The following is a 12,202-nucleotide window of genomic DNA, read 5'->3' as shown; positions in this document are numbered from 1 at the left end:
CATGAATCTCTTTTGAAAATCACCACAAATGCAGGTATGGAAGACTTCATCGCAACAAAAACCATACCAACAACAATAGTTGGTATGGTTCGTCCTAGATAGGCCCTTAAGAAGAGATTCTATTGTACGGAGTATTTAGCTAATTGCATTTGTAACCGACAGGGCCGTCTGATCCTGTGTACACATATGTGTCAGACACATATCCAATATTCACGACACCCCGGGAATCTTTCCACTGGATTTGGTCCCAGATATTACTCGTTCCATACTTCCCTGTAACAGTCGTTCCATAAGCATAACAATAATAAGGAACACGGGAGCCGCTCGGAATGGAAAGCATAATAGGATAATTTGTACCAGGACCGCTGCGCATATTGACAGGCGCACCGCTGCTTGTTGAGACAGTAAAGTACTGAACGGCAAGTGCCTGACTGGAAAAAATGAATAATGATGCAATCATAACGGTTAACATACTCAGCATTTTCAGTTTAGTCAATGTCATCCCTCTTTCTTCAATTCCTTCATTTTAAGAAACGATAGAACATATGCTACCAGCTGCATTTAGGAACAACCGGACCGTCTGAGCCTGTATACATATATGTATCAGAGACAAATCCAGGAACGATCTCCCCGCTGGCAAGCGTCCGCTCTGTGTAATTCCAAATATTGCTCGTTCCATACTTTCCAGTTACAGTTGTACCGGTTTTGTAGCAATAGATCGGGATGCGGGTTCCGCTCGGAATGGTCGTTACAATTCCCCAACTTGTACCTGGGCCGCTGCGCATGTTGACAGGAGCACCGCTGCTTGTTGAAACCGTATAATACTGAGCCGCAAGTGCATGGCTAGAAAAAATGAACACAGATGCAATCATCACCGTTAGCATACTTAGCCTCTTTAACTTATTCACCTTATACCCTCCCCTTATAAATGCCGTACGTTTGACTTTCTTACATCCAGTTAAGGATTTACTTTCAGATACCATGCCCCCTCCCCTCCCATATATTTATCAATGTACCATAAACTAGATCTTTCAAAAGTGGAATTATTCCTATGTTTTCGACAATTAAGGATACAAAATAAATGGTAGTCAGGCTTGATATTGATGGTGTGTTACATTTGGCTCTTAATCATTTGTCCAGTCGGTAATCACGATTGACAATCAGGAAAAAGGACATGGATCAAGCGGCTTCGTTTCCACCAATTAACTCAATCAGTGTACTGCTTCCTTGTATCCACGCTTCTTCTCGATTCATAGATACTCCACCTTTTTCACCAATCAAAAACGGACACCATACAAATCAGCGTAAATGCTGCAAGTTCAGTGTCCGCAACCTATTATGACTTTGCTTTCTTTTACCAGGGCGTATAAAAATGATTAGGTACGTTATCAAACGTTATTCTATGATTTTGCGAGTCGAAAAATCATAACATTTTATATATTTCAATCAGATTATGATCTGGATCTCTGAAGTGAGCAACTCGGGCACTCCATTCCTTGCGATCATGCGGTTTATTCTCACATTTAACTCCTTTTTCGTGTAAATCGTCATACGTTTTATCAACATCTTCTACCTTAAACTGAAGCAAAAATTTTGATTGAGCTTCTCCTTCCAAGGACTTTTTTTCCTCTCCAACGATTTCAGCCATCGTTTCTCGAGATAAAAGCTCTATTTTCGTTTCCCCATTATCAAAGAGTGCATATTCCATTTCATTCTCTAACCAACTTATTGGAAGTCCTAATGAATCTTTATAAAACTCGACGCTTTTCTTAAAATCATTCACCAACAGTCTAATTTGTAACAGCTTCATATCGAGTGCCTCCTATAAAACCATACTTTTACTGGTCATCCAATTTAATGATACCAAAGAAACCTGACAGCCCTATGTCAAGTTTCCATAAATAAATTTCCACACTTCACCCTTATTTCAGATTTAAGTGCAGTTTAGTCCATGTCATAAGAACGAGCAAAAACAGCGATTCTTAAAACAAAAAATGATACCGAGTGTATTTTCTGTATGCTTCAACTTCATTTCGGGAAATGTAACGTTGATAAAAGGAGGTTACATCAATATGGATCATCAAACATTGGCAGCTCATGAGGCTGTTGACTTACATGAAATCGTGAACTTTAAAACACTTTGTATAGCGAAATCAAAGTTAATGCAAGGGCTTGTGTTTGACCAAGAACTGAAGGACTTGATGGAAAAAGATGTACAGCAATCCATTCAAGACCTTACTGAATTACAAGCGGTTTATGAGCGTGCCTCATTTCAGGCCCCTGTCCCTCAAAGCCGCCCAACGCCAATCATCAATTGAAAGGAAGGTAAGCCTCTTTGAATAATGATCATTTAGACCCCATTAATTCGCTGAATGTGCCTGAACTAGCAGACACTACATTCGCGATGGATTTTCTTATACGAGCTAAGGAAGGCGTAAGGAATACTGCTGTAGCTTTGACAGAAACCGCTTCACCAGATGTAAGAGCACTGCTTCGGAAACAGCTGATGCAAGGAATTGCGATGCACCAAGAGATTACGGAACTGATGATCAGCAAAAAGTGGTTCCATCCATATGAGCTGAGCGAACAGTATAAGCTGGATCAGCTCTCTGCAAAAAACACGATCATGGTCGGCAATATGAACCTCTTTCCTGATGAAACAAATCGCAAAGGGATGTTTGACCGGACACCTGATGAACACTAACACTGGAGGTTTTACAGCATGAAGGCAGTAACGTATCAAGGCATTAAAAATGTTGTTGTCAAAGATGTCCCCGATCCAAAGATTGAAAAATCCGATGACATGATTATCAAAGTCACCAGTACAGCCATTTGCGGATCAGATTTACACTTAATCCATGGATTGATTCCTAATCTCCATGAAGACTATGTCATCGGCCATGAACCGATGGGAATTGTTGAAGAAGTTGGGCCAGGGGTTACAAAGGTCAAAAAAGGTGACCGCGTCATTATCCCTTTTACGATCGCCTGCGGTGAATGTTTTTTTTGTAAAAACCAACTGGAAAGCCAATGTGATCAGTCTAATGACAATGGGGAAATGGGTGCTTATTTCGGCTATTCAGGGCAAACTGGCGGTTATCCAGGCGGGCAAGCGGAATATTTAAGAGTGCCGTTTGCGAATTTTACCCATTTTAAAATCCCTGAATCTTGTGAGGAACCCGATGAGAAATTAAGCGTGATTGCCGATGCCATGACCACCGGCTTTTGGAGTGTGGATAATGCCGGCGTAAAAAAAGGCGATACAGTTATCGTTCTCGGCTGCGGACCAGTCGGCCTGTTTGCTCAAAAGTTTTGTTGGCTAAAAGGCGCAAAACGCGTCATAGCAGTTGACTATGTAAACTATCGCTTACAGCATGCGAAACGTACAAACAAAGTAGAAATCGTTAATTTTGAAGACCATGAGAATACAGGGAATTATTTAAAGGAAATCACGAAAGGCGGAGCGGATGTAGTCATTGACGCTGTTGGGATGGATGGTAAAATGAGCGATCTCGAGTTCCTTGCCAGCGGATTAAAGCTTCATGGCGGAACAATGAGTGCATTGGTCATTGCCTCTCAAGCTGTTCGCAAAGGAGGAACCATACAAATTACAGGTGTGTACGGAGGCAGATATAACGGTTTTCCGTTAGGAGATATTATGCAGCGAAACGTCAATATACGCTCTGGCCAGGCTCCGGTGATCCACTATATGCCGTACATGTTTGAACTAGTATCGACAGGCAAAATTGATCCGGGAGATGTTGTCAGCCATGTCCTGCCGCTTAGTGAAGCTAAGCATGGCTATGACATTTTTGATTCAAAAATGGATGATTGTATCAAAGTTGTGTTAAAGCCTTAAAAAACGGAGGTTACAGAAATGGAATACGCCTTACACGAAATGCTTGAGGTTCAGGAAATGACTTCATTTAAGACACTTTGTTTGACGAAATCTAAAACAATGAAAGCACTGGTATCTGATCCGAAGCTGAAAGAAATCATGCAGCAAGATGTTGACATCACCACACGCCAGCTGCAGGAATTTGCCTCTATTTTATCTAATGCAAAGCACGAATGAGGAGATGAATAAATCATGAATCCTATCATAGAATATCTGACCGGCATGAATGTTCTAACAGACCAAATCATTGCTATGGACTTATTAATTTCAGCAAAAAACGGAGTCAGAAATTATGCGATGGCAGCCACTGAAGCCGGAACGCCTGAAGTAAAAGAAGTCCTTATCCGCCATTTGGAAGAAGCACTCGATATGCACGAACAACTCTCAAGCTATATGATGGAAAAAGGCTGGTACCATCCTTGGAACCCTGACGAACAAGTCAAGCTGAATTTAAAAAATATTGATACAGCCATTCAATTGCCAACCCTTTAACATACAATGACTGATTTGCTGAGGAACAGTATTGATTGGCCACAACTGTTCCTCAGCTTCAAAATGAACACTGTTTGTTCAGGTCCTATGACTGTAAATAGATTAACCGCTTTTCTCCATCTGATCTCCGATAATGTTTGCAAATTCTCCAATCCAAATAAGGAATCGTAACCACCTCTTTTTATGCGATCTCTTGATGGAGAAAACAGGCCAGAATCAAAATCCTTCGTTTTAACCTGCCCTCTTCAAACGCAAGGAATGCTACCTTCTTTGCTCCACTGATCCGTGAAGACTTTCCGTTTTAGGCCTGCTTTTGAGCTTTGCCTCGTTTTCGCGCAATTTCCCATCATAATCTTTAATTTTTGTGTCTAATCTTTTAATTGTTTCATCAATTTCTTTCCGCTTCTCTATCAGCCGCTGTCGTTCGTCAGCCAGGATATTTTTTCGAGCTTCTACTGTACGGTCACCTTCGGTAAATAATGTTGTATATTCAATTAGCGCTTCTATCGATAGTCCCGCATTTCGCATGCATTTAATGAATTCAATCCATTTGATATCTTCTTCATCATAGTCGCGAATGCCGCTGTCTTTCGTTTTACAGGCGGGATTAATCCTACACGTTCGTAATATCGGAGTGTTGCGGCTGTCAGGCCAAACTGCTTTGCCACCTGAGCAATATTCATGATCTTCACCTCTCTATCCTGTATGTTGTGAAGGTAACACTTAAAGTTAACTTTAAGTCAAGCTCAAACAAAGTGCTGAATCTGGGTTTATATATTCGGGACTTGCCTTAAAGCACACTTTAAACTCTATACTTCTCCATGCAATAAAAACAGTGTAGATGGAGGGATTGCTGAATGGCAAATAAACAAACTGCCGGAAGAGAACAATTAGGAGAATTTGCGCCAAAGTTTGCTGAACTTCATGATGATGTTCTATTCGGTGGCATTTGGGCAAGAGAGGAACAACTTTCACCCCGGGATCGCAGCATGATTACAGCTTCTGCATTAATTGCTGACTGTATCTCACCTTATAAATCAGGTTCATTTTAAATGGTTTTTAAAAAAACCCTTGCCTTAAAGCAGACTTTAAGGTTTATCGTTATGTTGAAGACACCATAAAACATAAATAAGTGCATGTTTTTATTTACAACACTTATGATGAAGAAAGGATAGGTTCATATGTGTAATCAACATCAAACCCGTGTATTAAGCGTGTCACATGCAAAAGCCAAATTTGAACAAACGACGATTGAGCGAAGAGAATTACGGCCGCACGATGTCTTAATCGATATTAAATTCAGCGGTATTTGCCATTCAGACATTCATAGTGCTTTTGATGAATGGGGCGGTGGCATCTTCCCAATGGTGCCAGGACATGAAATAGCCGGTGTCGTAACAGCCGTTGGAGCAGAAGTCACCAAATTTGCTGTCGGGGACCGCGTTGGTGTCGGCTGTTTTGTTGACTCATGCGGAGAATGCGAATACTGTCTAAACGGAGAGGAACAGTTCTGCACGAAAGGTGTTGTTCAAACGTATAACTCAGTAGACTACGACGGAAACCCCACTTATGGCGGGTACAGCCAAAAAATCGTTGTCACTGACAGATTTGTTGTTCGCATTCCAGACCGTTTGGAAATGGATGTTGCCAGTCCGCTGTTGTGTGCAGGTATCACAACGTATTCCCCGTTGAAACACTGGAATGTTGGCCCTGGTAAAAAGGTTGCGATTGTAGGCGTGGGTGGCCTTGGACATTTGGCGATTCAATTTGCACATGCGATGGGTGCAGAGGTAACCGTTCTGAGCCGCTCCATGAATAAGAAAGAGGAAGCTCTGGAACTCGGGGCAAATCATTACTTTGCAACAAGTGACCCAGCCACATTCACTGCATTGGCCGGGCGTTTTGACGTGATCTTAAATACGGTATCGGCAAATCTCGATGTAGATGCCTATTTATCAATGCTTCGTATAGACGGGACACTTGTAAACGTTGGAGCTCCTGCCAAGCCGGACACATACAGTGTGTTTTCCCTAATCATGGGGCGCCGCAGCATTGCAGGTTCTCTAGTCGGCGGAATTCAAGAAACTCAAGAGATGCTGGATTTCGCAGCTGAGCATGGCATCGAACCTAAAATCGAAGTCATCGGAGCTGACCAAGTGGACGAAGCATACGAACGTATCCTCCGAAGCGATGTCCGTTATCGATTTGTGATTGATATTTCCACATTGTAATAGGTTAGTCCTTATATGGGCTGAACCGCTTATAATGAAACTCACGAAAAACGATCTCGTTAAGCAAATATTTTGAAGGCCGGTCAATCTTCCTGTTATTCTATGAATAGAGAGTTATTAGGAGGGTTTTTTATGAGCAAAAAAATTGCAGTTCTTGTTACAGACCAATTCGAAGACATCGAATATACAAGTCCGGTAAAAGCATACGAAGAAGCTGGCTACAGTGTTGTGGCTATCGATTTGGAAGCCGGCAAAGAAGTTACCGGTAAGCATGGCGAGAAAGTAAAGATTGACAAAGCCATCTCTGATGTGGATGCAAGTGACTTTGATGCACTTTTAATTCCTGGGGGATTCTCTCCGGATTTGCTTCGTGCAGATGACCGTCCGGGTGAATTCGCAAAAGCATTTGTCGAAAACAAAAAACCTGTTTTCGCAATTTGCCACGGCCCGCAAGTACTGATTGATACGGATCTTCTAAAAGGCAAAGATATCACAGGCTACCGCAGCATCCGCAAAGATTTAATCAATGCCGGTGCAAACTACAAAGATGCAGAAGTAGTCGTCAGCCACAACATTGTCACAAGCAGAACACCTGATGATTTGGAAGCATTTAACCGCGAATCATTAAATTTGTTAAAATAAAACGAGAAGGCACAGACTGTTCAGGTCTGTGCCTTTTTTAACATTAAGACTCCTTCTTTACATTCTGAAAGACAGCAGTCGCGTCCCACACGTTCAAGCCAAATTGGCCTTCTGAAAATGCGGAATCATTTGCATCAATCACAAGACGATCATCTAAATAGATTTTAAAGCGATCGTCCTCGGCCTCTGTTTTCAGATGATACTTTTTATTAACGTCTATCGGTGTTTTGTATTCAGCAATGACAGAAGCAGCACCGTTCTCAAATTTAAAGAATTTCACTAGGTCATGCTTCGCATCCACATTGGCAAGGTAACCGTTTTTGGCATCTTTGTCAGAGCGAAACATTAGTGCTCCTGCCCCTCTTCCGTTTCCATCCTTAATGGTGATATCAGATTCATAAGTGAAGTCTGACCCGGATCCTGAAGACAAGATAAAGGAATCGCCGTCCGACCTCCCTTGTTTCCCCTCAATTGTGTCTGCCCATGTGCCATTTACAGTCGTCCAGCCGGTCAAATTGGACATAAAAGGTGACGTTCCCCATACCTTTTTCAAAGGGTGTATCGTTAAAGATTTTACCTTTACACCGCCATTTGCAGCATATAATTCAAGCCCTTTGCTTGATCGGTCTGGGAGAATAATATCCGTTATGACCTGCTTTCCGTCATTCCCAAATACTTCAACCGAAGAGCGGTCAACAAAAATGCGCATCTTAACCTTCCCATTTACCGGCTTCAATGGGGCTGTTTCTTTTCCGGTGTTAAAGGCCGGATTAAAGGTGTTGTTGCCCGACTCGCTCCGGTCAACGAACAATTTGGCGTTCCTTCGGTCATAGCCGACCTTCGTAAATTGATTTTCACCTGTTCGGACCTTAAAACCAAATTCAGCAGCTGAACCAGGGCTTACTTTAAATTCTGCATTTATTTCATAGGCATCTCCAGATTGCCCTGCTAACACATTATGACTTGCAGGCGATATGGTCAGATTCTTCCACTTCTTAGAGGTCCCGCGAATGGTTTCCAGCTCTTTCACTGGTGTTTGGACCACTCTAACCCCTTCGGTAAACGCTTTCAATTTTAACTCTCTTGGAATGGACGTTGCACTTCTCCATGGGGATGTCGGAACATCATTCGCATATTGCCAATTGCTCATCCACCCTAACCATAGCCGGCGGCTGTCTGTTGATGGAATATCGGACCAGGATACAGCCGCATAAAAGTCTCTGCCGTAATCCGTCCAGAGAACTTTGTTTGACGGGTTTTCATTTTTAAAATGAGTTCCATCAAAGTCCCCTACAAAATATTGCATGCCTGATCCTCCCGAGACCGCTCCGTTTCCGACACTGACCTGCATGACCCATTTCTTTTGATTCGGATTGCCGTCTACCGGAAGCTCAAATAAATCCGGGCATTCCCATACTCCCCCGTGGCTTCCTTGATCCTGTCCAAATTCACTTGCATACGTCCACTGCTTCAGATTTTTTGATGTATAAATGAGGATACGGTCACCGGCCGCAAGCACCATTACCCACTTTTTTTCTTTTTCATACCAAAAGACTTTTGGATCGCGAAAATCTTTTTTACCCGGGTTTGGAATGACAGGGTTGCCAGCGTATTTCGTCCATGTTCTTCCTTTGTCGTTGCTATAGGCAATACTTTGCACTTGATGGCCTTCCCGATCCTGTGTATAAATGGCCACAAGCGGCTTCTCTTTGCCTGTTTGAAAACCGCTTGTGTTATTTTTATCTACAACTGCGCTTCCAGAAAAGATCGTGCCTTTTTCATCCGGATACAGCGCAACAGGAAGGTGTTCCCATGTAACCAAATCTTTGCTGACGGCATGCCCCCAATGCATGGGCCCCCACTGAAGCCCGTATGGATGGTATTGATAGAACAAGTGATATTCCCCGGCATAATATACCATTCCGTTTGGGTCATTCATCCAGTTTGCCTCTGGTGTGAAGTGGTATTGAGGACGGTAATCCTCATCATAGTAGCTTGAATCGGCTGCATCTGCCGAAAATGCCATAGTCAACAGCAGGGTGAACATGATCATGACTTGAATAAGTCTCTTTTTCATTTGTTCCTTCGCTCCTCTCTTCATGTTTGAACACTTTCAAGAGAGACTGCTAAGCAAGCTGGTCCGTTTCTGGCAATTCTCCTCTGTTTCGCTGTTATCCGAATGATTTATATATGAAAAGACTGCTGCAGTTTCTCTCTTTTTCCTTCACACACCTTATGCTAAGAATCCAGCCCAATACCCGAGAATCCCGATGACAAAGATGCCGCAAATAATGAGAAGAGGATTCACCCCTTTGCGAAGCATCCATGCCACCAATAACGTTAATCCGAGAGGCAGCGCACCCGGCATAATGCTGTCTAACACATTTTGTACCGTTTGAACATCTACTTTTCCGCTTTCATCCTTAATCCTGGATACAACGATTGGAATGTTGATGGTGGTCCATTTGGACACGAGAGCCCCCATAACAAATAATCCGAGAATCGAAGCGCCCTCTGTAAGCTTTTGAATGCGATTCCCCGCTAAATCCTGAAGAATCTCCATTCCTTTCACATAGCCATACTTTAATCCATAATATTTTGTGCTTAATCTTATGGCATTCAGCAAGAAAAAGAATAGCAAAGGGCCGGCAATGTTTCCTCCTAAAGCAAGGGAGGCTCCTAGCGCAGCTAAGACAGGACGAATCGTTCCCCAGAAAATTGGGTCGCCTACGCCCGCTATTGGTCCCATCAAACCAATTTTCATTCCGCTTATCGCTTTTCCGTCAATTCCTTTATTGTTCGCCATTTCTTCTTCCATGGCTGCCGTCACACCAAATATAGGCGCTGTCAGCCACGGATGTGTATTAAACCATTCCAAATGCCGCTGCAAGGCTTCGTTTCTTTTCGCTCCGGGACCGTACAATTTTTTGATCGCCGGTATCATGACATAACAATATCCCATTGCCTGCACACGTTCGAAGTTAAAGGAACCGAGTAAAAAATTTGAACGAATAAACATGCTGAAAATTTCTTTCTTCGTTAATCGTTTTTCTTTCTCCATTTTTTCTTCCCCCCTCATCGTTTAGGCATCAAGATCATCATCGTCATCATAAACAGCAACACTGCCACTGTCTGATGCGGCCGCGACTGCTCCGTGAGCGCTTTGTTTTTGCATCACCTGCTGGTATAAAAGCGCCAGACAGAGACCAAGGGCTCCAAATCCCACTAAGTTAAAATCGGTAAACGCCGCTAATAAGAAACCAATATAGAAAAATGGCTTTAAATAAGGAATATTCATCATATTGATCACCATGGCATACCCGACAACCACAATAATGCCTCCGCCTATTTGCAGTCCTTTTGTAATGACATCGGGAATATTTCCCAGGAACGCCTGAACAGCGCTGACACTAATTAAAGCAACAATCAATGTAGGAATCATGACGCGCAAAGCTTGAAACACCATCGCGGTAATATGCATAATTTCAATTCCTTTTATATTTCCCGCTTTCGCATATTGATCAGCGCGGTGGATGAAAAAGACAGTGATCGTCCGAACAAAAATCGTCAGCGCCTGACCCGCAGCTGCTAAAGCAACAGCGACAGCAATCCCTTCGCCAATTCCTTGATCAGCGGTAATAACTAAAATGGTTGAGATGACAGAGGCGATCGCTGTATCAGGTGCCATGGCAAGCCCGACGTTCATCCAGCCGAGCGCCATCAGCTCCAGTGTGCCTCCAAGAATAATTCCCGTTTTTAAGTCCCCGAGCACCAAGCCAACCAACGTACAGGCCACAAGCGGACGGTGTGTCTGCCCTTCATCCAATACACTTGCGATTCCGGTGATTGCTGCAATGATTAACAACAAAATAATTTGTAATGAAGACATATTCTCATCCCCTTGATTATTTTGTTACGTTCCGTAAAATCTGTACAAAATCCTCACTGGCATCTGAAGGCAGCTGCCTCAATTCCAGTTTCACGCCCTTGTCACTTAATGTTTCAAATGCCTTTATATCTTGTTCTGTGACACTGACTGATTTTGTGATTTGCCTGCGGTGATTTTCAAAACGCATTCCCCCGACGTTTACGGTTTTGATCGGTACACCTGCTTCTATAAGAGATACAATATCGGACGGATTTTCAAACAAGAGCATTGCCGTTACCCCTTCGTAGCGCGGACTATGAAATGCTTTTGCCATTTTAGAAACCGAGACGGCACTCGCCTTTACATTTGAAGGCGCAACAGAAAGGATCAGCGTTTTTCTCATTTCGTCCTGAGCAATATCGTCGGAGACAACGATGATTCGGTCGGCTGCATGGACTTTTATCCACCTTGTCAGGATTTGGCCGTGAATAAAGCGGTCATCAATTCTTGCTAACACAATGTTCATCATAATTCATCCTCTCTTGTATCTTGATTGGCTGTTTTTACTTTTTCTAAATGTTCACTGCACACTTGAAAGCTTTGCTGACTCATTGCTTTTAAGTTGTTCAGCAAATCTTTGAGAGCCAGATGTTCTCTCAGGCTTAATACCTCCAGCAGAATCGGCAGGTTTACGCCGGCTGCCATATCCATTCTTTGATCCTCAGCAATAAAGGAAGCTGCCGCGTTATATGGCGTCCCTCCAAAAATATCGACTAAAAAAAGCACTTCATGTTCTTCCGGGATATCCTTGAGCGCCTGATGATATTTTTCTTGCAGCGTTTGTATTCCTTCCCCTTTAAAAAACGGCACTGCAATCAGGTTATTTTCTTCACCGAATATCATCCCTGAAGACTCTTTTAATGCTATGGGAAAATCTCCATGACCGCTGATAATAACTGAAATCATGTCTATTGCTCCTTTCCTGTTTTGTACATCCATATATAATGCAAGGATCGTGCCAACACAGTTGTGTTAAGCGTTTTCATTGTTATTTCAGCCAATCGCAATTTG

18 protein-coding genes and 1 pseudogene are annotated in these 12,202 nt (G+C 42.8%); 8 read left to right on the top strand and 11 right to left on the bottom strand.

Features of this window, described 5'->3' with window-relative positions; translation table 11 throughout:
• Positions 1–139: 139 nt before the first annotated feature.
• The 4 genes from NYE22_RS08020 to NYE22_RS08005 form a co-directional block, all read right to left on the bottom strand.
• A complete protein-coding gene (locus NYE22_RS08020) occupies positions 140–496 on the bottom strand; it encodes an SH3 domain-containing protein (RefSeq protein ID WP_004398671.1) in 357 nt (118 codons plus the stop codon).
• A 52-nt stretch (positions 497–548) separates the two neighbouring features.
• A complete protein-coding gene (locus NYE22_RS08015; RefSeq protein ID WP_004399021.1) occupies positions 549–908 on the bottom strand; it encodes an SH3 domain-containing protein in 360 nt (119 codons plus the stop codon).
• A gap of 271 nt (positions 909–1,179) precedes the next feature.
• Entirely contained in the window at positions 1,180–1,281 is a 102-nt protein-coding gene (locus NYE22_RS08010) for a hypothetical protein (RefSeq protein ID WP_119123071.1), read from the bottom strand.
• A gap of 142 nt (positions 1,282–1,423) precedes the next feature.
• On the bottom strand, positions 1,424–1,810 hold the full coding sequence (locus NYE22_RS08005; protein ID WP_004398984.1) for a VOC family protein: 387 nt from the start codon (positions 1,808–1,810) through the stop codon (positions 1,424–1,426).
• 262 nt (positions 1,811–2,072) lie between these two features.
• On the opposite strand from NYE22_RS08005, the gene NYE22_RS08000 reads away from it, so the two are divergent.
• The 5 genes from NYE22_RS08000 to NYE22_RS07980 are packed head-to-tail and all read left to right on the top strand — an operon-like array spanning position 2,073 to position 4,390.
• A complete protein-coding gene (locus NYE22_RS08000) occupies positions 2,073–2,318 on the top strand; it encodes a spore coat protein F-like protein YraG (RefSeq protein WP_003229845.1) in 246 nt (81 codons plus the stop codon).
• A gap of 17 nt (positions 2,319–2,335) precedes the next feature.
• Positions 2,336–2,704 (top strand): spore coat protein, encoded by a 369-nt coding sequence (locus NYE22_RS07995; RefSeq protein ID WP_009967868.1) that lies wholly within the window; start codon positions 2,336–2,338, stop codon positions 2,702–2,704.
• An 18-nt stretch (positions 2,705–2,722) separates the two neighbouring features.
• On the top strand, positions 2,723–3,859 hold the full coding sequence (locus tag NYE22_RS07990; RefSeq protein WP_021480189.1) for a zinc-dependent alcohol dehydrogenase: 1,137 nt from the start codon (positions 2,723–2,725) through the stop codon (positions 3,857–3,859).
• 18 nt (positions 3,860–3,877) lie between these two features.
• The gene (locus NYE22_RS07985) at positions 3,878–4,075 is read left to right on the top strand and encodes a hypothetical protein (RefSeq protein ID WP_070547576.1); all 198 of its coding nucleotides are present in this window, start codon (positions 3,878–3,880) and stop codon (positions 4,073–4,075) included.
• Between the two features lie 15 nt (positions 4,076–4,090).
• Positions 4,091–4,390: a spore coat protein gene (locus NYE22_RS07980; protein WP_003246006.1), complete on the top strand. Its 300-nt coding sequence runs from the start codon at positions 4,091–4,093 to the stop codon at positions 4,388–4,390.
• A gap of 261 nt (positions 4,391–4,651) precedes the next feature.
• Here NYE22_RS07980 and adhR read toward each other — a convergent pair.
• Positions 4,652–5,073 (bottom strand): annotated as a pseudogene (gene adhR / locus NYE22_RS07975) (aldehyde stress transcriptional regulator AdhR).
• A gap of 174 nt (positions 5,074–5,247) precedes the next feature.
• Here adhR and NYE22_RS07970 point away from each other — a divergent pair.
• The 3 genes from NYE22_RS07970 (at position 5,248) to yraA (ending at position 7,263) form a co-directional block, all read left to right on the top strand.
• On the top strand, positions 5,248–5,442 hold the full coding sequence (locus NYE22_RS07970; protein WP_032726272.1) for a hypothetical protein: 195 nt from the start codon (positions 5,248–5,250) through the stop codon (positions 5,440–5,442).
• Between the two features lie 129 nt (positions 5,443–5,571).
• Complete coding sequence (adhA, locus tag NYE22_RS07965) at positions 5,572–6,621, top strand: formaldehyde dehydrogenase AdhA (RefSeq protein ID WP_042976666.1); 1,050 nt, start codon at positions 5,572–5,574, stop codon at positions 6,619–6,621.
• Between the two features lie 132 nt (positions 6,622–6,753).
• Positions 6,754–7,263, top strand: coding sequence for a cysteine protease YraA (yraA, locus tag NYE22_RS07960; protein WP_003229836.1), 510 nt, complete (start codon positions 6,754–6,756; stop codon positions 7,261–7,263).
• Between the two features lie 43 nt (positions 7,264–7,306).
• Here yraA and sacC read toward each other — a convergent pair whose 3' ends face one another.
• From sacC to levD, 6 genes are all read right to left on the bottom strand, one after another.
• Positions 7,307–9,310: a levanase gene (gene sacC / locus NYE22_RS07955; RefSeq protein WP_342412770.1), complete on the bottom strand. Its 2,004-nt coding sequence runs from the start codon at positions 9,308–9,310 to the stop codon at positions 7,307–7,309.
• Complete coding sequence (locus NYE22_RS07950) at positions 9,249–9,380, bottom strand: hypothetical protein (protein WP_223497671.1); 132 nt, start codon at positions 9,378–9,380, stop codon at positions 9,249–9,251. The genes sacC and NYE22_RS07950 overlap by 62 nt, the downstream gene beginning before the upstream one ends.
• Before the next feature lie 116 nt (positions 9,381–9,496).
• Positions 9,497–10,324 carry a PTS fructose transporter subunit IID gene (gene levG, locus NYE22_RS07945; RefSeq protein ID WP_003229834.1) on the bottom strand — a complete coding sequence of 276 codons (828 nt, stop codon included), beginning with the start codon at positions 10,322–10,324 and terminating at the stop codon, positions 9,497–9,499.
• Between the two features lie 21 nt (positions 10,325–10,345).
• Positions 10,346–11,152, bottom strand: a complete 807-nt coding sequence (levF, locus tag NYE22_RS07940; protein WP_014477476.1) for a PTS fructose transporter subunit IIC — start codon at positions 11,150–11,152, stop codon at positions 10,346–10,348.
• Between the two features lie 16 nt (positions 11,153–11,168).
• The gene (gene levE / locus NYE22_RS07935) at positions 11,169–11,657 is read right to left on the bottom strand and encodes a PTS fructose transporter subunit IIB (RefSeq protein WP_004399158.1); all 489 of its coding nucleotides are present in this window, start codon (positions 11,655–11,657) and stop codon (positions 11,169–11,171) included.
• Positions 11,657–12,097 carry a PTS fructose transporter subunit IIA gene (levD, locus tag NYE22_RS07930; RefSeq protein WP_003246144.1) on the bottom strand — a complete coding sequence of 147 codons (441 nt, stop codon included), beginning with the start codon at positions 12,095–12,097 and terminating at the stop codon, positions 11,657–11,659. Before levD ends, levE begins: the two co-directional genes overlap by 1 nt.
• Positions 12,098–12,202 lie beyond the last annotated feature (105 nt).

The sequence above is a fragment of the Bacillus sp. FSL K6-1560 genome, assembly GCF_038592935.1.
Taxonomy (GTDB): Bacteria; Bacillota; Bacilli; order Bacillales; family Bacillaceae; genus Bacillus; species Bacillus subtilis.
The sequence above is the reverse complement of the archived record's forward strand: the minus strand, read 5'-3'. Positions and strand labels throughout refer to the sequence as shown.

Bases quoted from the DNA above. Each gene is read 5' to 3' on its own strand.
- levG (WP_003229834.1), bottom strand. From the start codon at position 10,324: ATGGAGAAAGAAAAACGATTAACGAAGAAAGAAATTTTCAGCATGTTT.
- NYE22_RS07990 (WP_021480189.1), top strand. From the start codon at position 2,723: ATGAAGGCAGTAACGTATCAAGGCATTAAAAATGTTGTTGTCAAAGAT.
- NYE22_RS07985 (WP_070547576.1), top strand. From the start codon at position 3,878: ATGGAATACGCCTTACACGAAATGCTTGAGGTTCAGGAAATGACTTCA.
- levE (WP_004399158.1), bottom strand. From the start codon at position 11,657: ATGAACATTGTGTTAGCAAGAATTGATGACCGCTTTATTCACGGCCAA.
- levD (WP_003246144.1), bottom strand. From the start codon at position 12,097: ATGATTTCAGTTATTATCAGCGGTCATGGAGATTTTCCCATAGCATTA.
- yraA (WP_003229836.1), top strand. From the start codon at position 6,754: ATGAGCAAAAAAATTGCAGTTCTTGTTACAGACCAATTCGAAGACATC.
- NYE22_RS07970 (WP_032726272.1), top strand. From the start codon at position 5,248: ATGGCAAATAAACAAACTGCCGGAAGAGAACAATTAGGAGAATTTGCG.
- sacC (WP_342412770.1), bottom strand. From the start codon at position 9,310: ATGTTCACCCTGCTGTTGACTATGGCATTTTCGGCAGATGCAGCCGAT.
- NYE22_RS07980 (WP_003246006.1), top strand. From the start codon at position 4,091: ATGAATCCTATCATAGAATATCTGACCGGCATGAATGTTCTAACAGAC.
- levF (WP_014477476.1), bottom strand. From the start codon at position 11,152: ATGTCTTCATTACAAATTATTTTGTTGTTAATCATTGCAGCAATCACC.
- NYE22_RS08000 (WP_003229845.1), top strand. From the start codon at position 2,073: ATGGATCATCAAACATTGGCAGCTCATGAGGCTGTTGACTTACATGAA.
- adhA (WP_042976666.1), top strand. From the start codon at position 5,572: ATGTGTAATCAACATCAAACCCGTGTATTAAGCGTGTCACATGCAAAA.
- NYE22_RS08005 (WP_004398984.1), bottom strand. From the start codon at position 1,810: ATGAAGCTGTTACAAATTAGACTGTTGGTGAATGATTTTAAGAAAAGC.